The organism is Costertonia aggregata (assembly GCF_013402795.1).
Lineage (GTDB): Bacteria > Bacteroidota > Bacteroidia > Flavobacteriales > Flavobacteriaceae > Costertonia > Costertonia aggregata.
Genome location: NZ_CP058595.1, coordinates 206,132 through 225,817, shown reverse-complemented (window position 1 = coordinate 225,817; position 19,686 = coordinate 206,132). Strand labels below are relative to the sequence as shown.

Sequence of the window (19,686 nt, the reverse complement as noted above, 5' to 3'; positions counted from 1 at the left end):
AAGTTAAACAATATTCGAAGGTTTGTCAAACGCTATTCAATCAGATTTTAACAATATCCGATTGTCCCTTAACCCTCTTTTGAGATTTTCGCATAGGATCAGGGATTTATCAATTCGGGTCTGGGAGTTTTTATATCTTGAAATGGCATAGATCAATCCTCTTTTTTTACCATCGGTAAACGATTCGAATATTTCATGAGCATCATAATCGCTCAAAAGTACGGCATCAAGTTCTTCCGGCATTTCAACCCCATACTTAGAGGTGTCCTCGAAAAATTGAAGCTTAAAATAGTCATTGGGAAAAATGCCCAGTTCTTTTTGATATCGTTTGCCGAACATCATGTAATGCTGCCCGTTTCTTTTTTGTATCGCTGCATGAAACTCTAATTCCTTTCCTTGAAAGCTGGCTTTTGCTTTTACCCTCTTCAACTTTTTTTCTAGAAAAGGCTTTACGATTTTCTCTGGTAATAGCAGCGAATAATAGCTTCCCGTAATCGATATTTCAAAAGCTGGGCTTTTCACTATGTGATCAACTTTGTAATTACTTGTGTTTTACTATGTAAAGTTCGGTGTACGGGGCATTTATCGGCGATTTGTAGTATCCGCTCAATCTGTTTTTCATCTATATTCCCTGTTAATTTTATTTCCCTGTTGAAGGTATCTATTTTAGCGTTATCGGATTCGCAATCCATACAATCTTCTGCGTGCGATTTGTCATACGATGTATGTACCTGTACATTTTCAACAGGCCAACCTTTACGTTTCGCATACATTTGAATGGTCATTGCCGTGCAGGCTGACAGTCCTGCGGAAACCAACTCGTAGGGCGAAGGGCCGTAATCATTACCGCCCACATCAACGGGTTCGTCCGCTGTCAAAAAATGCCTTCCCACCTTCATCGGGGTTGTAAAGCCATCTTCACCATCCAAACTTGCTACAACTTGGTGTTTGGTCTTTAGAGTGTTTTCCGAAGGGATATCAACGTAACGCTGTGACCACCCGGCAATTACTTTTCCAACGTATTGGGAATCTTTTTTATCCATTAAAAGATGATCGGCACCATCCAAGGAGACAAAACTTTTGGGATGATGTGCCGCCACATAAATTTCCTCGGCATTTTTTATCCCTACGGTATCATCTTGTGGCGAATGTAACAAGAGTAAAGGCTTTCGCAATTTTTTAGCTACCGTTGTAAGGGGTTTGTTTTCCAAATCGTCCAAAAACTGTTTTTTTATGGTAAAGTCCCTGCCACTTAAATTAACGACCGCTTTCCCATTCGCCTCTATTTCGGCGATACCACTTTTTAGTAAATGTTGCACGTGAACCGGGTTTGAAGGTGCCCCGATAGTAGCAACCGCTTTAACGGATGGTATTTCCGCCGCAGCAAATATAGATGCTGCCCCACCGAGCGAGTGCCCTATAAGTAATGTAGGGGCTTTATAATGATTTCCCAGATAACGGGCCGCTGCCACTAAATCGGAAACATTGCCCGAAAAATTAGTATCCGCAAAATCACCTTCACTTTCCCCCAGCCCCGTAAAGTCAAAACGTAACACGGCGAAACCGTTGGCGGTCAATGCCTTTCCAATATTTTTAATGGCCAACAGATTTTTATTACAGGTAAAACAATGGGCAAAAATGGCATAATTATGGGGGTGTTGATCTACAGGCATTTCTAGCCTGCCCACCAATGTCTGGCCTTCAGCATTTTTAAACGTTATCTTTTGAAGATTCATGATCGCATATCTATTTCTTCTTACGTAGGTCGGGATTATAGAAAAATCCTATCTGTAATCTATCAAAGTTTATGGCATTAAAATGATTTTTCAGATACCCTAACTGTATATTACTGTTTTCTGTGATGTGAACCCCGGCCGCAGCGTACAAACGGTTTTGGTCAAATGCCCGATCTTGAAGGTTTATGAAAATCTCATCATAAAAATTCAGGAAAAAAGTATTGGTCAACGGTAATGTAAGTTGCAGTCTGTACCGCGCCCTATGGTCCGTCCTTTTATCAAAGAATGGGCTGTTGGGATTTTCAACCTCGATAAAACGCTGTTCCAAGCGATATCTATGCTCAAAATTGAACTCACCTACCTTGTTGGTCAATATAAATTGTTGAAAAATACGATGTTCCGATATATTGTTTATTAGGTTTTCATTGCCTTCAAAACTGGGGTCGGTATCTATATAGGCATACCCTAAGGTGGCAATAGCATTTTTATTGATATGAAAGTTCGCCCCCGTGCGTAACAAGAGTTGGTTAAAATTGCTCACGGTCTCATAGTATCTAAATTGGGCCTCGGAATGTATGCTCCATTTTTCCGATATTTTGTTCATACCAAAATACATAAGCCACGCACCCCATTCATCCTCTCCCGTGTCTTGAGCATTGGCCGATATGGTAAAAAACACTAATAATGACAAAAGTAATCTCTTCATTAAATTATTTATTTATGACAGAATCTTTTTTTAGATATTGTTTTGAACGATCGTATTATAGTTGTCCAGTGATTTTAGATATCGCTTTCAATACTTTTACCATCTTTAATCGGGGTGCCCTTATCGCCTTTTAAATGCACGTCCAAAAACTCCAAAACCTTGCTATAGGCTTCGATTTGATTTTCTTTTTTCACAAAACCGTGTCCTTCATCCTCAAAAAGAACATATTCTACTGGAACACCGTTTTTTCGAACACCCGCCACAATTTCGTCCGACTCAACCTGTAAGACCCTTGGGTCTTTGGCGCCTTGTAACACTATAAGGGGTTTGGTCACTTTATCCGTATGAAAAAGTGGGGAAATTTTCTTTAAACGAACGGAATCTGCACTATTGGGGTCACCCAGCTCTAGATATAAAGCTTCTTTTTGGGCCTCCCACCATGGTGGAATACTTCTTAAGGTTCGTATCCAATTGGTAACGCCAAATAGGTTTACACCTACATCAAATTCTTCCGGGGCATAGGTTAAAGCGGCCATCGTCATATAACCACCGTACGAACCGCCTATTATCCCTATTTTTTCAGCATTAATTTCGGGTTGTTTCGCCAACCAATTTTTACCCTCGATACAATCTTTTAAATCCTTGTCACCATGGTTTAGGTCATCCATTTTATAAAAGGTTTTCCCATAGCCACTGCTTCCCCTGTTGTTAACGGCCAAAACCGCATACCCGTGATTTACCATATATTGGATAAAAGAACTAAACCCTTGCCGGGATTGACCACCGGGACCGCCATGTACCCATACGAGTGCAGGAACTTTTGATGTTGTGGTGGCTTGGTGTGGCTTGTAATATATTGCCGGGATTTCCAACCCGTCAAAAGATTCATATCTGATTACCTCGGCATTTACCAAATCCTGAGGCTGAATTTCATTGTTCAGCACATCGGTCAATTTGGTCTGCTCTTTTGTTTCTAGGTTAAACACATATAGGTTGGAAGGTGTATGCGAACCACCTGCATAAAAACGCATTGATTTTTCATCACGGGAAAAGCCTACGTTGGTAATATCCATATTTTCAAGATTTGGCAATTCAATATTTTCCCCGGAAGCCACATCCATTACTTCAATCGTATTTTTAGCATCTTCATTAATATAAGTTACCCTGTATTTACCATTTTCCGTAAAATAGCTACCCATAATATCCCAGTTTTTGGCCATTACCTTTTCGCTGGTCTTATCGGCAATATTATATTTCATTAATTGGGCAAACTCACTGCCATCATCTGTGGTGTAGTAAAGGTATTTACCATCGGGCGAGTAATCCTCGGGGCTGTTCGCGCTTTGATTTGTATTTATTTTTGTTAAGGATTTATCTTCCATGTTGTACAAAAACAAATCGGCATCGTTCGTATTGATAGGTTTTATGAGAGATAGGTATTTTTTGTCTTTGGATAGCACGCCAATAAAATAGCCATCTTCGTTTTTGTATAGCATTTTTGGGGTAAAGGTAGCTATGTCCATTTCATACAAATCAGTATATCTGGCATCTCTTTTATTGGATGTAAACAGAAATCCTTTTTTGTCGTCCGTCCAGCCTGAAAAACCGGCCCTAGCCCCTTCAAAAGGAGTCAAATCTCTTTGACTGCCATCCATGTCCCTTAGGTAAATATGATATATTTCGTCTCCGTTTCCATCCATTCGAAACAAGATACGTTCGTCATTGGGAAAATAAGACGTCGCAAATACCGATGAACTATCAGATTGGGTCAACGGCGTTATTTCCCCACCTGATGTAGGTACTGTATACATATTGTAAATACCCGATCGGTTACTTGATATCAGCATTTTTGATTTATCAGGCGAAAAGCTACCACCGCCAATGGCTTCATTGTCCATCATTTGTTCAATTGTGTAGGTTTTTAGGTTTTCCGCCACTGTAGGTTCTTTGGGCTTCTCTTCTTTACAGCCCCATATTAGGGCAATTGCAAAAAATGTAACGAGTTGTTTCATAATTCTTGTTTTAGATTGATGTTTTTATTTTTACGGTCGCATAGTAAAGGTCTTGGTAGCTTTGAACGGGGAAACTTCCAATTTTTCTATTTCTTCCCGGTAGGCTTTCCATGTATCGTTGAAAAAAACATTGGTCTTTTCCAGAGCACTTTTTAATTCCTGTTCGGCATATCGTATCAAATCTTTTTCGGTCTTGGTAATGCCGTTTTGCCGGGTTCCCGTGTAGTAGCCGGCATTACCGATACGTTGCATTACCGTTATCTCGGGATTACGTGTAATACCCTGTCGCTTATCCTCTTTACCAATATATAAAGCAATGACGGAATCAATTTGTTTTACAATATCCTTCGAAGCTTTGATTTGTTCCTTAAATTTCTCTTTGTCCATATCTTTCAGTTCCTTTTGATACTTATGGGCCACATTTTTGCTTTCAACCAATTGTTTTACGGCATTTGCGGCTATTTGTGTCATATCTTGAATCTTTTTCCCGGTTTCGTACACTTCGTTTACAGAAGCTGTATTTACATTTAGTCTTGGATCCGGTTTCACGGTTACCGTAGTTTCGTCAGTTATCTCCCCAAAGCTCATCTTAATTATGTACGTTCCTGGTCTTACGTCAATGCCACCGGGTTCGTTCTTGCGCTTTGAAATTTTTCGGGAAGGCCTGTCTGGCCCTTTTTCGTCCATCCCCCAGTAAATTCTGTGAAAACCTGCCTTTTCCGGGGTCTTGTATTTTAAGGTACGGATCAATCTGTCGCCGTCATAAAAATCAAACTGTACGGAATCTTTCTTTTGTACGCCTGTCAATTCTTTTTTATCATCGGTATCTCCAGAGGTCCCGTCTTTTTCGGAACCCGTATTTTCATCTTCGTTCCCATCGTTCTTTTCGGGTTTGTCAGCTTTCTTTTTACCCTCTTTCAAATAATAGGTAATCATGGCGCCTGCTTTTTTGTTTTCGGCATTGTAAAGTGCATCGGCACCGAACCTGCTTCCTGTAGGTTGTTGATATGCGGCTTGGTAAGCAGTTGGCGGAGTGAATAGTTTCGCTTCCTTGGCTAGAATTGACTTGTCCGAGGCGATAGCCCGTAAGGGGCGAATGTCATCCAACACCCACGCGGCACGGCCAAAAGTTCCTATGACCAAATCATGCTCTCGGGGTTGGATCACCAAATCTTTTGTGGAAACCGTAGGGAAACCTTCCGTCCATTTTTGCCAAGTTGTGGCGGCGTCAAAAGAAATGTACAGGCCATCGTCGGTGCCCAAGAACAACAAATTAGGGTTTTCAATATCCTCGACAATGCTCAGCGTGTAACTTTGAATATCATTGCCATCTACGATACGCTCCCAAGTTTTCCCATAATTTTTGGTACGGTAGGCATATGGTGTATAATTAAACCTGCGGTAATCATTGGCAACCAACAAGGCCTCTCCCTTATTTTTGTTGGATGCCTTTATTTGGGTCACCCAACTTCCTTTGGGCAGACCTTTTATGTTTTGGGTAACCTCAATCCAATCGGCACCCCCGTTTTGTGTGTAATGTACTCGACCGTCATCCGAAGCTGTCCATAGCATATCCTTCTCCAAGGTAGATGGTTCGATTACCAAAAGTGTACAATGGTTTTCCGCTCCGGTAGCATCCATGGTCAAGCCACCACTTTCGCTCTGTTTTTGTTTTTCGGGATCGTTGGTGGTCAAATCGGGGGAAATAACGTTCCAAGTGAGTCCCTTATCCGTACTTTTATGTACAAATTGGCTTCCAAAATACACTGTGCTATTATCAAATGGGTCTTGGCCTATGGCCGCGTTCCAATTGAATCGCAGTTTGGTTTTTGCATCGGGCGGGGTAGGGCGAACAATGTAATTATTGCCGGTTTTCCAGTCATATCTGGATACAAAACCTTGTTGGCTCATGGCATAACCGTATTGTGAATCGTCCCTATCGGGTACCACATCAAAACCATCGCCAAAGGCGATTTCCTGCCAATAGCTGTTACGAATACCCTGGGCTTTCCATACATAGGCGGGACCTCTCCAAGAACCATTGTCCTGCATACCGCCATAAACATTGTAAGGATACTCGTTGTCCACATTAATGTGATAAAATTGTGCAACGGGAAGGTTTCCTATAAATCGCCATGATTTACCACCGTCACGGGTAATGTTAAGCCCCCCATCATTTCCGTTGAGCATAAAATCGCCATTTTCGGGATGAATCCACCAGGCATGGTGGTCAGGGTGTACACCATTGTCAACATTGTAAGCGGGCATCAGCTCGGTGAAATTTTTACCTCCGTCTTGTGACACGTTTACATAGGTAAAGACGGAATAGACCCTATTTTCATTCTGTGGGTCTACGTAGATTTCCGAATAGTAAAAAGGTCTGTTGCCGATATCCGATTTGTCGTTGATTTTTTTCCATTTGAACCCACCATCCTCAGACTTGTAAAGGGCATTTTTTTTAGCCTCTACCAAGGCATACACAATATTTGGTTTTCCAGCAGCAATGGCGATACCTATTCTGCCTAGATCCCCTTTGGGCAAACCGTCCTCATCCGATAGTTTTTTCCAGGTTGTACCCCCGTCATGCGTCATGTACAACCCGCTACCGGCACCCCCTGATTTAAAAAACCACGGGTCGCGCTTATGTTCCCACATTGCGGCGATGAGTTTATTGGGGTTTGTCGGGTCCATGACCAAATCGGCAACCCCTGTTTTATTGTTTACAAAAAGTATTTTTTCCCAAGTTTCGCCGCCATCGGTAGTTTTGAACACGCCACGTTCGGGATGCTCGCCCCATGGCGAGCCTATGGCCCCAACGTAAACCGTGTTCGGGTTCATTGGGTCTATTTTAATACGATGGATGTGCCGTGTCTTTTCCAGTCCCATAGCTTTCCATGTTTTGCCACCGTCCAAAGATTTATACACACCATAACCGCCATTTAAGCTATTTCTCGGGTTGCCTTCTCCAGTACCCACCCAAATCACGGATGGATTGGATTGCTGTACGGCGACCGCCCCGACAGAAGCCGTGAGCTCCTTATCAAAAATGGGCTCCCATGTAATACCGGCAGAGGTAGACTTCCATAATCCGCCTGATGCCGTACCCACGTACATGACATCCGGGTCATCTACCACCACGTCAATTGCGGTTACCCTACCGCTCATACCGCCAGGACCTATATTTCTTGGTTTTAAATCTTGGACCAGATTCATTTTAAATTCTTGTGCGCAAAGGGAAACCGATGCAAAAAGCACCGTAAGGAAAAGTAATTTTTGTTTCATGTTATCGGTAAGTTAATTTGTCGCTTAAAGATACCAAAAACCAATAGAGGAATTCTTAAAGGAACGTTAAGACGGTTAAAGTCGTGTTGCTGTACTTTGACCTGAAAGATTACTTTTTTTCAAAAATCCCAAAGAGTTCATTGCCCTGCCGTGGCGAAATGGAATTGTAACAACGCTCAAAGGTTTTGATGGTAAAATAGGGCTTTAAATAATTAAGATATTCTTCTTTGCTGCCCCCAAATGGACGCTTTTCCATATCGCCCGTAAGGGGAATATCAAACCAAACACCTACTAATTTCCCCTTGGGCTTTAAGAGTTTGGCTATATGTTCGGCGTAGACGTTTCGGTTTTTATGGGTCGGGACGAAAGAGCAGAAAAAGGTTTGTTCAAGAATGAGGTCGTACTTCCCCCGGTGTTGAAAAAAATCGGTTAAGAGTAATTGGTCTTGCGGGAAATCGGGATTTCGTTCTTTAAAGGCTTGCAAGGGCATTTTGGAAATATCCATCACAAAGGTATTGGTAAAACCTTGCTCCCATAAATATTCCGCTTCGTAGGCATTGCCCGCTCCGGGAATTAGGAGGGTTAATTTTTTATCGGTCAGCTGATCTATATACTCTTTTATGGGAGTAGATGCATAACCAATATCCCAACCTGTATTTTGATCTTGGTATCTTTGGGTCCAATATTTTTCTAACGAGTTTTTATTCATTTTCGTTATTAAGTTGTGTAAATTAATAACTTAAACAGAATTTAATTACTTGTTGTATTTAAAATTATCATACTAAATATTAAAAATAAATAAAATGAAAAGAATACATTTTTTTGTATTGGTTATTACGATGTTACTTCCTATACTTTCAAATGCCCAAGAGAGGTCTAAACAGGATAGAGCTAGAAGTATTGTAAGTGCTGTAAATAGAAAAGACGCTAAGATGTACGTTGACAATTTTAGCGAAAATGTAAAAGTATACATGTATGGCGAAGATGGTAGTTTTGTATTAAAAGTTGATGGAATTGAAGCGTTATACAATAATCGGGCAGAACATCTAAAAAATCATCCGGAAGTTCGAAATGAGATACAACATTTAGCTGAAATTGACAACAGGCTTATCATGCATGACAAGGTTTGGCTTACCCCTGATAGAAAAGAAGGAAGTTCAGTTGTGGAAATTTTCACTTTTGATGAAGAGGGTAAAATTGAACGAGTTGACGTAATACAACAGAAAAACCTTTTCAGCCAAGAAAAATAGAAGGATAAAGTTCGAGGCTCAAAACCTACTTATTTGGAACTGACAAGATTTTTTAGAGAGCACATGGAAAAAACGAATCAAAAACATTGAATTTATCAAATTAGAGAATCTAGTACCATATTAAAAAATATGGCTTGTTCATGAAGTCTGTTGTATCTTTTGAAATAAACCATCAAAATAAGCAAACACAAAACAAAAAACTCTGACTTGCAGTCCGGACGGAAACTTAAAATTTCTCCAATACGCTTTGTATAGGTCACGGTGTATGAAAAGATGCGTGTATTTCAGTAAGACTGGACATTAAGCATTTTCAAGTGCCGATACTGATTGTTTTGTACATGTCGTTGTTTTTTATTGTTTTGGATACTTATTTTTCCAAGGTCAGCAGCAACTTGATCATTTTCCGGAACAGTTCCCTTTTCCATTTCAATAAATACTTTTGCCATCGTTGATATGAGTGGCTGTAGGACTTATTTTATTGATATCCGTTACCGGTAGGGGTAAAAATCAATATGGGGGTTATGCCTGTTTTTCGTGAGATGTTTCAATTTTGAATTGCAGTATTCAGCAATTCGTTCAGTTTATCCTTATTGATAATTGTGTTCCCTTTGACGACGGTATGTATCGATTTCGTGTTGGCAATATCCTCTAACGGATTGGCATCCAACAGTACCAAATCGCTTATTTTACCTACGCTCAATATGCCGTAATCGGCATCTTGCTTTAGAAAATCGGCCCCATTGGGTGCGGAGGCCCGCAGGGCATCCAAAGGTGAAATACCATTGGCAACCATTTGCTTTAATTCCTCGTGCAATGAAACTCCCGGATAAGTATACGAATTGAACGCTCCGCTGTCCGAGCCCGCTAAGAGTCCAACCTCCGAATCGTTTAGCGATTTGGCCAATTTTCCAAAAAATGCGTCTAAGTTTTTACGGTCGGCACGTACTTTTTTGGAAGCGTTCAACGCACCATTTATTCGACCTTGGTATGTTTTGATTATGCCTTTGCCCATGTACTTTAAATAGGGGTCATCGGTATGGTCCGTTTCATCCAAATAGCTCAGTATTTTTCCAATATGCAAAGTAGGTACCACATAAACCTTGTTTTCTTTTAATTTCGTGAACGTACGTTGTGCGGTACTATCGGCATAACTTTTCATCAATAAGGGCATGGCCTGCCAAAAACCAATTTCTTTATTTTTAAGCTTAGCGGTAACACGCTTTTCATCGGCAGCGCAGCCTTTCATTACATAGTATAAGTGCTCTATGGCATCTATGCCGGCATCAACGGTTTCGTCCAAAGTAACGGTAAATGGCATGTGCCCAGAGGTTATCAGGCCTCTCGTTTCAGCTGCTTGGATGGTTTTAAGGTAGTTTTCCCCTGAAATGCGACTATCGTATAGTTTAACATAATCGGAAGGAATTCTTTGTAAAACATCCAATGCGTTTTCTATGTCCAACTCGTTTTCTACTTCCAAAGAACCGGCCCATGTGGCTGCGGGACCATCTATTTTAGGCCCAGAGGTAAAAATATTGGGGCCTATCAGGCTTCCTTTGGCGATTTCGGCTTTCCATTGCATTAGGGATGCGGTCAAGTCGCCACCCGCATCACGTACCGTGGTTACTCCGTTGGCGATGTACAATTTCAAGAAGTTTTTATTGGCACTTATCAGAGAATCGCCACCACGAAAGTGTACGTGATTGTCCCAAAAACCAGGAAGTACATATTTGCCGGTAGCATCGATTGTTTGGTTTGTATCGTACAAAAATGAATCATCCTTACGTTCAATTCTTTTTATGCGCCCATTGGAAATAAAAATATCCTCTACGCTTATTTTACCTGTCTCCAGATCAATAATATTTCCGTTGGCAATGACAAGGTCAAATTTATCTCTCACCGGTTCATGGCATCCAAAACATAACAAGAGCAATAGGCAAAGCGTTTTTTGCATTTTAGGATAGAATTTATGTTAATGAAAGATAATAAGAATTACCGATTGATAAACCTGCGTAGGCCTATAAAGACAAAAATGAAGACGGAGTACGCTATAAAAAAGGGAATGATATACTGTTCAAAACCCAACACCAACATAAGTCCTATGATCAACAATTGAAAACCCAGTCCAAAAGTCGATACCACGGTCATAAACCAGTTGGGTAAATTTTCGCTTTCAACGGCCCGCCTGTCCAGCCTATAAATGATACGATCAAAAGCACCGTAAAGAACGCTGTATATGCCAAAAAGAATGTTTACGTTTCGTTGCTTCTCACCGCTCATTGCTATGGGCGTCTCATTTTCAAAAACACGGCTGGTAGTATCGCCATCAAACTTATTTCTTAAAATCACATAGTAATAATTGTAAAGTGTACCCTGTAACTGCAGTCCAAAAAAGGCCAACAAAGTATAAAGCAGGGAACCATTGGTAATATGCCAAATCGTTATGAGTATAAGGAGGTTCAAGATGATATCCGAAACAGAATCCAGATACCTACCTGTGTACGAAGGCGTATTTTTCACTCGCGCCAACTCACCGTCGGCAGCATCCAATATCGATTTTAAAATCAAGAAAAAAGCAGTGGCCCAATACTGATGGTTTAAAATACAGATAATGGCCAAAAGACCAGAAATTATAAAGCCTACGGTAACATGAATAGGGGTGAGCGACGTGTTTTTGAGTGAGTTGGCGATGGCTTTTGCAACAGGCCTACCGTAATCCGATAGGTCCAAAAACTGATTTTCTTTGGGTAATTTTGACATTGATACCATCCATCAAAACGGAAAACCAATAACGGAAACACGCTGGCTTGGTACACCATTTTAAAGACTTAACACAAAAGTACTATTAAATTTACAATTTGGTAAAATACATTGTGATTCGTTTTTTGCCGTTTAGAATAAAACGCCTCACAAACTTATTTGTACAGTTCAAACAGATCTTGTTATCTTACCAAAATATGAAACAGAAAGCCACTTGGTATTATCTAGCCCTTTTAATTTTGGCAGGGGAAGCCGTATTTATTCTTCCTTTTGTATTGCCGAGAATTTTTAGGCCTACCGTGTTGGATGTTTTTGCGTTGGACAATGTTCAATTGGGACTTTGCTTTTCGGTATATGGTATCGTAGCTATCCCTTCGTATCTGTTTGGTGGCCCTTTGGCCGATAAATATCCACCAAGAAAACTGATAGCTATCGCACTTTGGATGACCGCTTTGGGCGGGCTGGTCTTTGCCCGTTTTCCTAGCTACACAACCTTAAGGTTTTTATACGGGTATTGGGGCTTTACGACGATTTTCTTGTTTTGGGCACCCATGATAAAAGCAGCTAGGGTCTGGGGCGGTGATACGTCTCAGGGTAAGGCCTTTGGCCTTTTGGATGGGGGAAGGGGCTTGACCGGTGCCCTTTTTGGCTTGTTGGGCGTTTTTATTTTTTCGCTTTTTATTACGGATAGCTTGAACGTAGCTAAAATGTCAGACAGAAAGGAGGCTTTTACCTACGTTATTTATTGCTCGGCTCTTATCATATCGATTATAGGTATTTTGGTTTGGTTTTTTATGAAATCCAATATTGATGAAAAAGAGATTCAACTACAAAAAATTTCGGTCAAGGAAATAGGCACCGTATTGAAAATACCGGCGGTTTGGTTGTTGATGGTTATTATTCTTTGTGCCTATGTGGGGTATAAAATAACCGACGTATTATCGCTATATGCCAAGGAGGTGATGTTATACAGCGAGGTTGAATCTGCCCAAGTGGGTACGTTTTTACAATTTTTACGGCCTGTTACCGGTATTTTGGTCGGTTTGCTGGTTGATCGTTTCAGAATTTCTTTTTGGTTGTTTTCGAGTTTTGTCTTGTGTGTTTTGGGCGGTATACTTTTTACTTCGGGATTCATAGCACCATCAACGACCGCCCTGTTTTTTCTTTCGGTAATTGTTGTAGCTGCCGGGGTGTATGCTGCTAGGGCATTATATTTTAGTGTTATGCGTGAAGGGAAAATTCCTTTGGTGCTCACGGGAACGGCCGTAGGATTAATTTCATTGGTGGGTTATACTCCGGATATCTTTGCGGGACCCGCCTATGGGTATCTATTGGATTCAAACCCCGGGGAGCCTGGCCATCAAAATGTATTCTGGATGTTGACGGCGTTCTCCTTTGTGGGTAGCATTGCTTCTTTGCTGTATTGGCGATTGCATTTAAATACTGAAAAAAAAAGTTAGGGACAACTTAGGGTTTGCTAGCGTTGCGTTCTCGATTTAATATTTGCTTCGCACAACCTTATGATTTCGGCGATACGTTTTCGTCTGGTTTCGTCTCTTTTGGCTTGGTTTAACCAATACAGATAACTTTTACGCTGTCCACGGGTAAAGCTATTGTAGTTTTTTAAGGCTTTTGTGTGTTTATCAAAGGCTTTTTGCAAGTCTTCTGGAACAACCCCGTTTTCCACATCGTCCAGGGCGACCCATGAACCGTTTTCTTTTGCGATTTTGATAGATGCCAGTCCGCTTTCATGCATCAATCCCTCTTGTAAAAGTTCTTTTATGTGTTGCTTGTTTACCTTGCTCCAAACACTTTTTGGTTTTCTTGGGCAAAAATATTGCCTTCGTTTACCGTCGCCGAGACTTTTTACGGTGCTATCTATCCAACCGTAGCATAAGGCTACCCTTACCGCTTCTTCCCAACGCATACTGTCCTTTTCGTGGGCAATGGTGTAAAAAATCAGATATATTCCGTCACACACGTGATGGTTTTCATCAAGCCATGCCCTAAATTCAGCGGCATTCTTGAAATATATTTCGGGTCTATTCTTCATATTTATAACTTTTGCATATGGCGTAACCTTTTGGAAGTATTCAATTTAGCATAAAAATAATCAACGTGAACATGTAAAGTAATGTTGATGACTTCAAAATTGTTATTTGTCGAATTTTGTGGATATTCTTGAGCAATTGTCCTTAATTTTAAAGGAACTTTATCTTTATTTTCATGAATAACACAAAATTTACAGTACTAATAAGCAATATGCAGTTTCTAAGAGTTTTCTTAGGAGTGGTATTGTTTGTATTTTTTAGCGTTTTTTATGCATGTCAGCAAAACCCTTCAACAAAGGAAAAAGTTATTGCAAAGGCTGATTTGGCGGGTATTCCCGATAAAATAGATTTCACTTTTGACGTAAAACCGATTTTGTCCGACCGCTGTTTTATTTGTCATGGGCCGGATAAGAATGCGATCGAAGGCAATCTTTCATTACATACCGCCGAAGATGCTTATAAGGCATTGGGCGAAAATAAAGACCGTTATGCCATAGTTCCCAAAAAACCAGAGGAAAGCGAAGTTGTAAACCGTATATATCACGACGACCCTAATATAATCATGCCGCCGCCCGAGTCAAATTTAACTTTGACGCCTAAAGAAAAGGCCATTTTGGAAAAATGGATCGCACAAGGAGCTGAATATAAAGAACACTGGGCATTTATCCCGCCAGAACCGCAATTGGTTCCAAAAGTCAAGGACACGGCTTGGGGAGTAAATGAAATTGACCGATTTGTTTACAAAAAAATGAAATTACAAGGCTTACGGCCTTCAGAGCAGGCAAAGAAAGAAAAACTGATACGAAGGGTTTTCTTTGATTTAACGGGACTCCCGCCAAATCCTGAACAGATTGATGCCTTTGTAAATAATTCTTCCGATGCAGCATATGAACAGATTGTGGATTCATTGCTGAACACTACCGATTATGCCGAGCACATGGCGGCAGAATGGATGGATATTGCCCGATATGCCGATACCCATGGGTATCAAGATGATTTTGAGCGCACCATGTGGCCTTGGAGGGATTGGGTCATTCATGCTTTTAACAAAAATATGCCCTATGATGAGTTTGTTACCTATCAACTGGCCGGTGACCTCCTCCCTGATTCCAATTTGGAAAAAATACTGGCTACGGGCTTTAACCGTAACCATAAAATCACCTTTGAAGGTGGTGTTATTCCCGAGGAATATCATGTGGAATATGTTGAGGACAGGCTTCAGACATTCGGTACAACGTTTTTGGGACTTACGTTGGAGTGTGCCCGTTGTCACGACCACAAATATGACCCGGTAAGCCAAAAAGAACATTTTGAACTTTTCAGTTTCTTTAACAACAATAAAGAGAAACAGGTCGTGCCCCTGCCGGATGAGACCCCCGAACCCTACATTACCATTACCGAAAAAGAAGCTAATGGGGTGTTGAGTTTTATCAATTTGCAGAAATCCGAAAAAAAGGAGATTCCTGTAATGGTAATGTATGAGCGGGAAGAAAAAAGACCTGCCTTTATTTTGAACAGAGGGGTCTACGACCAACCTACCGACCAGGTGTATCCCAATACGCCCAGTTCTGTATTGGACTTTCCCGAAAATTATTCAAAGGACAGGTTAGGGCTTTCAAAGTGGTTGTTCAATGCGGACAATCCGCTTACGGCACGGGTTTCCGTAAACCGATTATGGCAGCGCATGTTCGGTACGGGCTTGGTAAGCACTTCATATGATTTCGGAAATCAAGGGGCTTTGCCATCGCATCCGGAACTATTGGATTATTTGGCACTCAAATATCAGGATCAAGGATGGGATACCAAAAAAATGCTGAAATACATTGCTATGTCGGCTACCTACAGGCAAAGTTCTGTAATTGACCCGGTAATACTCGAAAAAGACCCGGAAAACAGATGGTTGGCCAGGGCACCGCGAATGCGACTTACCGCCGAAATGATCAGGGACCAGGCTTTGCAGATAAGTGGGCTACTTGTTAAAGAAGTTGGCGGGCCAAGTGTAAAACCGTATCAACCTGCCGGTATTTGGGAAGAAACCACAGGTGGCGGGGGTGGTAGTACGGCAAGATACGTTCAAGGTACGGGCGAAGACCTCTATCGCAAAAGTTTGTATACTTTTTGGAAAAGAACCGTACCCCCACCAAGTATGATGACATTTGATACGTCTTCTAGGGATTTGTGCTCCGTAAAACGACAGGAGACCAATACGCCCTTGCAGGCATTGGTATTGTTGAACGATCCACAGCTTATTGAAGCGTCCAGGGCCTTGGCGACAAACACAATCCAAAAATATCCACAAAAACTGGACAAACAGATTGCCTATGTCTTTCAAAAAGCAACGTCGCGTTTGCCCGATGACCAGGAAATGGAAATGTTGATGCAACATTACAACGATATGATGTCTAAAATTGATAGCGGTGCGGTCAATGCATCGGAATATATTGAAATAGGCGATTTTAGGGCAGATGAAAAAATTTCCGAAAAACAATTGGCTTCCCTTTCATTGGTGGCACACACTGTTTTAAACTTGGACGAAACCATTACAAGAGGATAATTATGAGTGAAAAGAAAATTTTAGAGGAACGCTCGCTGTTGTTAAACAGAAGGTCCTTTTTAGGAAAAGCGGCCTTGGGTGCGGGTTCATTGGCACTAGGTTCGTTGATGGGATGCGAGTTTTTTAGCAAGGATAAAAACGGATTGATTACATCAACCTCCAGTTTTGGGAGCAACAAAGGTATTTTAGACTCGCTGCACCATGCTTCAAAGGCAAAAAGGGTAATCTATCTATTTCAAAGTGGCGGTCCGTCACAATTGGAACTGTTCGATTATAAACCTACACTTATCAAGAGAAGGGGAGAGGAGTTGCCCGAATCCATTCGTAACGGTCAACGACTTACCGGGATGACTTCAGGTCAGGATAGCTTTCCTTTGGCGGGCTCCGTATTCGATTTCAAACAATATGGCAGTAACGGTACATGGATCAGTGACCTATTGCCTTACACGGCCAAAATGGTTGATGAGCTGTGTATCGTAAAATCAATGTACACCGAGGCCATAAACCATGACCCTGCGGTTACTTTCTTTCAAACAGGCTCTCAACAACCGGGAAGGCCCAGCATGGGTTCTTGGCTTAGTTACGGGTTGGGCAGTGAAAATAAAAACCTTCCCGCATTTACAGTGTTGTTGTCCAGAGGCTCGGGAAGACCTAACGGACAACCGCTATATACAAGATTATGGGGGAACGGATTTTTACATTCCCTACACCAGGGAGTTCAATTTAGGGCGGCAAAAGATCCTGTACTCTATTTGAACGACCCCAAAGGCATCACCAAAGAAAGTAAAAGGGCCATCTTGGATAAACTGGCACAGCTCAACGATAAGCAATACGACGAATTTGGTGATCCAGAAATTCAAAGTAGAATTTCCCAATATGAAATGGCCTACAAAATGCAGACTTCGGTTCCAGATGTCATGAGTACCGACAATGAGCCGGATTATATCTACAAAATGTATGGGGCCGATGCCAAAATCCCAGGCACCTATGCCGCAAATTGTTTATTGGCAAGAAGGCTGGCCGAGCAAGATGTTCGTTTTATCCAATTGTATCACATGGGTTGGGATCAGCATGATAACCTGCCCGGGGCAATCGAAAAACAGGCAAAAGATGTGGATCAGGCATCCGCAGCCTTGGTTGCCGATCTAAAACAGCGTGGATTGTTGGAAGATACCCTGATCATATGGGGCGGGGAATTCGGAAGGACCAATTATTCTCAAGGCCAGCTTACCGATACCAACTATGGTCGTGATCATCACCCAAGGTGCTTTACGATGTGGATGGCCGGGGGTGGCATAAAACCCGGTGTGGTTTATGGGGAGACCGATGAGTTTGGATACAACATTGTAAAAGACCCTGTACACGTTCATGATTTTCAGGCTACAATGCTACATTTATTGGGAATTGACCATGAGAAGCTTACCTATAAATACCAAGGGAGAAGATTCCGTTTGACCGATGTGGAGGGTCACGTTCTAAATGATCTGTTGGTTTAATGGATAGAAGAAACTTTGTCAAAAATACTAGTGTTTTATCATTAGGTATGATCAGCGGAATGTCTCGAGCAAACAGTTTTGTACAATATAAAGATGCTATTATAGGCCATAATTCGCATCAGTATAAAATTGACCTGCAGTGGGGTGCCCTGAATTCCAATTTTTACCCGGTCAATGACTGCCATGAAATGGTGCAGGATTCTAAAGGCAGAATTATTTTGTTGACCAATCATACCAAAAATAATATCATTGTTTACGACCGTTCGGGAAAACTGTTAGAAGTTTGGGGTACGGATTATCCCGGTGCACACGGGCTAACCTTACATGTGGAAAATGGGGAAGATGTTCTATACATCGCCGATAACAATCGTCACGAGGTCATAAAAACCACGATTCAAGGCAAGGTAATGCAGGTTTTTCCCTATCCTAAAGCGTCGGGTAAGTATGATGCCAAAGATAAATATATACCCACAGAAACCGCTATTGCTCCTAATGGCGATGTGTATATTGCTGATGGGTATGGCGAGCAATATATTATGCATTACAACGCAAAAGGGGAATTGTTGAATGTTTTTGGTGGAAGGGGAGAAGAAAATCATTTGTTCAATAATGCCCATGGTATTTGTTTGGATACACGGGATGCCTCTAACCCTTCTTTGTTGATAACGGCACGCCAACAGAATAAGTTAAAGCGTTTTAGCCTCCAAGGCGAATACATCAGTACCATAGATTTACCGGGCGCATTTATTTGTAGACCGGTCATTCACGACAAAAATGTATACCTGGCCACTATTTGGTCGGGTGATGGTTCTGAAGGTACGGGATTTGTTAGCATTTTGAACGAAAACGATACATTGGTTTCCGCTCCAGGCGGTTGTGAGCCAACCTATAAAGACGGAATTTTGAGCCCCATGTATCAAACGCTAAAAGTTTTTCATCACCCACATGATGTTTGTGTTGATGATGATGAAAACCTATACGTTGCCCAATGGAATTCAGGTAAAACATATCCCATCAAACTATATCGAGTATAATGGCGCAAAGGTTGTCTTACATATTGGCGCTTATGCTATTGGTAGTATGCTGCAAGAAAACTGAGAAACCAGTGCTGGCTTCGGTTGAAACTTTTGAATTGTCTCCGCCGCGTATGGTGGTCGATTCTTTATTGTTCCATACATCCGCACAAATAACCGCTGACTTTGGATTGGCCGATGCTGAAATTAGATACACGACCGATGGTGGCGAAGTGACCAAAGCATCATTGGTATACACAAATCCGCTTCAAATAGATAGATCGGCCGAATATTCTTTTCGTGTTTTTCATCCCCAACATAAGGCTAGCACCCAAGTACTCACCAAATTGGTACAGGTTAAAAACACCATCGCCGATATTGATATGGCGATCACGCCCCAGGCCCATCCCAATTACAGGGGTAATGGTAGCAGAACCTTGGTAGATTTACAAAAGGGCACTACACAATTTAGGTCGGGCAAGCAGTGGTTGGGGTTTCAATCCGAAAAAATCGCCATAGACCTGGATTTTAAAAAGCAACAATCGCTATCAAAGGTAATTTTGAGTACGCTTAGGGACCATAATGCATGGATATTTTCTCCAGTATCAATTAGCGTTATCGCTGATACCAAAGAAATAGGCTCAGTGTACTTTGATACACCCAAAGAGGCACAACCTACTCAAATGCAGTTTTTGGACATCCCTGTTACAGTAGGAAATTACAGTGCCATTACCATTGAAATCAATGTAATGGAAGCGATTCCCGAGTGGCATCAAGGCAAGGGAACCCTGCCATTCTTTTTTATAGATGAAATTTTAGTAGAGTAACA

16 protein-coding genes are annotated in these 19,686 nt (G+C 41.5%); 6 read left to right on the top strand and 10 right to left on the bottom strand.

The features are described 5' to 3' along the window. Nucleotides 1–36 precede the first annotated feature (36 nt). The 6 genes from HYG79_RS01060 to HYG79_RS01035 form a co-directional block, all read right to left on the bottom strand. Nucleotides 37–522, bottom strand: coding sequence for a YdeI/OmpD-associated family protein (locus tag HYG79_RS01060; RefSeq protein ID WP_179240332.1), 486 nt, complete (start codon nucleotides 520–522; stop codon nucleotides 37–39). Next, nucleotides 522–1,736, bottom strand: coding sequence for a bifunctional alpha/beta hydrolase/OsmC family protein (locus HYG79_RS01055; RefSeq protein WP_179240331.1), 1,215 nt, complete (start codon nucleotides 1,734–1,736; stop codon nucleotides 522–524). Before HYG79_RS01055 ends, HYG79_RS01060 begins: the two co-directional genes overlap by 1 nt. 10 nt (nucleotides 1,737–1,746) lie before the next feature. Next, nucleotides 1,747–2,442, bottom strand: a complete 696-nt coding sequence (locus tag HYG79_RS01050) for a DUF2490 domain-containing protein (protein WP_179240330.1) — start codon at nucleotides 2,440–2,442, stop codon at nucleotides 1,747–1,749. A 74-nt stretch (nucleotides 2,443–2,516) separates the two neighbouring features. Beyond that, nucleotides 2,517–4,454, bottom strand: coding sequence for a S9 family peptidase (locus tag HYG79_RS01045; RefSeq protein ID WP_179240329.1), 1,938 nt, complete (start codon nucleotides 4,452–4,454; stop codon nucleotides 2,517–2,519). Nucleotides 4,455–4,484: 30 nt separating this feature from the next. Next, nucleotides 4,485–7,736, bottom strand: a complete 3,252-nt coding sequence (locus HYG79_RS01040) for a WD40/YVTN/BNR-like repeat-containing protein (RefSeq protein WP_179240328.1) — start codon at nucleotides 7,734–7,736, stop codon at nucleotides 4,485–4,487. Between the two features lie 109 nt (nucleotides 7,737–7,845). Then, entirely contained in the window at nucleotides 7,846–8,445 is a 600-nt protein-coding gene (locus HYG79_RS01035; RefSeq protein ID WP_179240327.1) for a methyltransferase domain-containing protein, read from the bottom strand. Between the two features lie 94 nt (nucleotides 8,446–8,539). Here HYG79_RS01035 and HYG79_RS01030 point away from each other — a divergent pair, with 94 nt between their 5' ends. After that, nucleotides 8,540–8,986, top strand: a complete 447-nt coding sequence (locus HYG79_RS01030; protein WP_179240326.1) for a nuclear transport factor 2 family protein — start codon at nucleotides 8,540–8,542, stop codon at nucleotides 8,984–8,986. A 284-nt stretch (nucleotides 8,987–9,270) separates the two neighbouring features. On the opposite strand, the gene HYG79_RS01025 is transcribed toward HYG79_RS01030, so the two are convergent. From HYG79_RS01025 to HYG79_RS01015, 3 genes are all read right to left on the bottom strand, one after another. Next, the gene (locus tag HYG79_RS01025) at nucleotides 9,271–9,432 is read right to left on the bottom strand and encodes a hypothetical protein (protein WP_179240325.1); all 162 of its coding nucleotides are present in this window, start codon (nucleotides 9,430–9,432) and stop codon (nucleotides 9,271–9,273) included. A 98-nt stretch (nucleotides 9,433–9,530) separates the two neighbouring features. After that, nucleotides 9,531–10,937 carry an amidohydrolase family protein gene (locus HYG79_RS01020; protein ID WP_179240324.1) on the bottom strand — a complete coding sequence of 469 codons (1,407 nt, stop codon included), beginning with the start codon at nucleotides 10,935–10,937 and terminating at the stop codon, nucleotides 9,531–9,533. Nucleotides 10,938–10,975: 38 nt separating this feature from the next. Continuing rightward, nucleotides 10,976–11,743, bottom strand: a complete 768-nt coding sequence (locus HYG79_RS01015) for a CDP-alcohol phosphatidyltransferase family protein (protein WP_179240323.1) — start codon at nucleotides 11,741–11,743, stop codon at nucleotides 10,976–10,978. A gap of 197 nt (nucleotides 11,744–11,940) precedes the next feature. Here HYG79_RS01015 and HYG79_RS01010 point away from each other — a divergent pair, with 197 nt between their 5' ends. Next, the gene (locus tag HYG79_RS01010) at nucleotides 11,941–13,203 is read left to right on the top strand and encodes an MFS transporter (RefSeq protein WP_179240322.1); all 1,263 of its coding nucleotides are present in this window, start codon (nucleotides 11,941–11,943) and stop codon (nucleotides 13,201–13,203) included. A gap of 17 nt (nucleotides 13,204–13,220) precedes the next feature. Here the strand turns inward: HYG79_RS01010 and HYG79_RS01005 are convergent, their stop codons facing one another. Then, nucleotides 13,221–13,796: a YdeI/OmpD-associated family protein gene (locus HYG79_RS01005; protein WP_179240321.1), complete on the bottom strand. Its 576-nt coding sequence runs from the start codon at nucleotides 13,794–13,796 to the stop codon at nucleotides 13,221–13,223. Between the two features lie 209 nt (nucleotides 13,797–14,005). Here HYG79_RS01005 and HYG79_RS01000 point away from each other — a divergent pair, with 209 nt between their 5' ends. From HYG79_RS01000 to HYG79_RS00985, 4 genes are read left to right on the top strand one after another with little or no spacing between them, the layout of a single operon-like run. Beyond that, a complete protein-coding gene (locus HYG79_RS01000; protein WP_179240320.1) occupies nucleotides 14,006–16,348 on the top strand; it encodes a PSD1 and planctomycete cytochrome C domain-containing protein in 2,343 nt (780 codons plus the stop codon). A 2-nt stretch (nucleotides 16,349–16,350) separates the two neighbouring features. Then, nucleotides 16,351–17,844: a DUF1501 domain-containing protein gene (locus HYG79_RS00995; RefSeq protein ID WP_179240319.1), complete on the top strand. Its 1,494-nt coding sequence runs from the start codon at nucleotides 16,351–16,353 to the stop codon at nucleotides 17,842–17,844. Beyond that, nucleotides 17,844–18,878 (top strand): NHL repeat-containing protein, encoded by a 1,035-nt coding sequence (locus HYG79_RS00990; RefSeq protein WP_179240318.1) that lies wholly within the window; start codon nucleotides 17,844–17,846, stop codon nucleotides 18,876–18,878. Before HYG79_RS00995 ends, HYG79_RS00990 begins: the two co-directional genes overlap by 1 nt. Further along, entirely contained in the window at nucleotides 18,878–19,684 is an 807-nt protein-coding gene (locus HYG79_RS00985; RefSeq protein WP_179240317.1) for a chitobiase/beta-hexosaminidase C-terminal domain-containing protein, read from the top strand. The genes HYG79_RS00990 and HYG79_RS00985 overlap by 1 nt, the downstream gene beginning before the upstream one ends. The last annotated feature ends 2 nt before the right edge of the window (nucleotides 19,685–19,686 follow it).

Excerpts from the sequence above, each read along its gene's own strand:
- HYG79_RS00995 (WP_179240319.1), top strand. The coding sequence starts at position 16,351 with ATGAGTGAAAAGAAAATTTTAGAGGAACGCTCGCTGTTGTTAAACAGA.
- HYG79_RS01055 (WP_179240331.1), bottom strand. The coding sequence starts at position 1,736 with ATGAATCTTCAAAAGATAACGTTTAAAAATGCTGAAGGCCAGACATTG.
- HYG79_RS01020 (WP_179240324.1), bottom strand. The coding sequence starts at position 10,937 with ATGCAAAAAACGCTTTGCCTATTGCTCTTGTTATGTTTTGGATGCCAT.
- HYG79_RS01045 (WP_179240329.1), bottom strand. The coding sequence starts at position 4,454 with ATGAAACAACTCGTTACATTTTTTGCAATTGCCCTAATATGGGGCTGT.
- HYG79_RS01005 (WP_179240321.1), bottom strand. The coding sequence starts at position 13,796 with ATGAAGAATAGACCCGAAATATATTTCAAGAATGCCGCTGAATTTAGG.
- HYG79_RS01015 (WP_179240323.1), bottom strand. The coding sequence starts at position 11,743 with ATGTCAAAATTACCCAAAGAAAATCAGTTTTTGGACCTATCGGATTAC.
- HYG79_RS00990 (WP_179240318.1), top strand. The coding sequence starts at position 17,844 with ATGGATAGAAGAAACTTTGTCAAAAATACTAGTGTTTTATCATTAGGT.
- HYG79_RS00985 (WP_179240317.1), top strand. The coding sequence starts at position 18,878 with ATGGCGCAAAGGTTGTCTTACATATTGGCGCTTATGCTATTGGTAGTA.
- HYG79_RS01035 (WP_179240327.1), bottom strand. The coding sequence starts at position 8,445 with ATGAATAAAAACTCGTTAGAAAAATATTGGACCCAAAGATACCAAGAT.
- HYG79_RS01000 (WP_179240320.1), top strand. The coding sequence starts at position 14,006 with ATGCAGTTTCTAAGAGTTTTCTTAGGAGTGGTATTGTTTGTATTTTTT.
- HYG79_RS01030 (WP_179240326.1), top strand. The coding sequence starts at position 8,540 with ATGAAAAGAATACATTTTTTTGTATTGGTTATTACGATGTTACTTCCT.
- HYG79_RS01025 (WP_179240325.1), bottom strand. The coding sequence starts at position 9,432 with ATGGCAAAAGTATTTATTGAAATGGAAAAGGGAACTGTTCCGGAAAAT.
- HYG79_RS01010 (WP_179240322.1), top strand. The coding sequence starts at position 11,941 with ATGAAACAGAAAGCCACTTGGTATTATCTAGCCCTTTTAATTTTGGCA.
- HYG79_RS01050 (WP_179240330.1), bottom strand. The coding sequence starts at position 2,442 with ATGAAGAGATTACTTTTGTCATTATTAGTGTTTTTTACCATATCGGCC.
- HYG79_RS01040 (WP_179240328.1), bottom strand. The coding sequence starts at position 7,736 with ATGAAACAAAAATTACTTTTCCTTACGGTGCTTTTTGCATCGGTTTCC.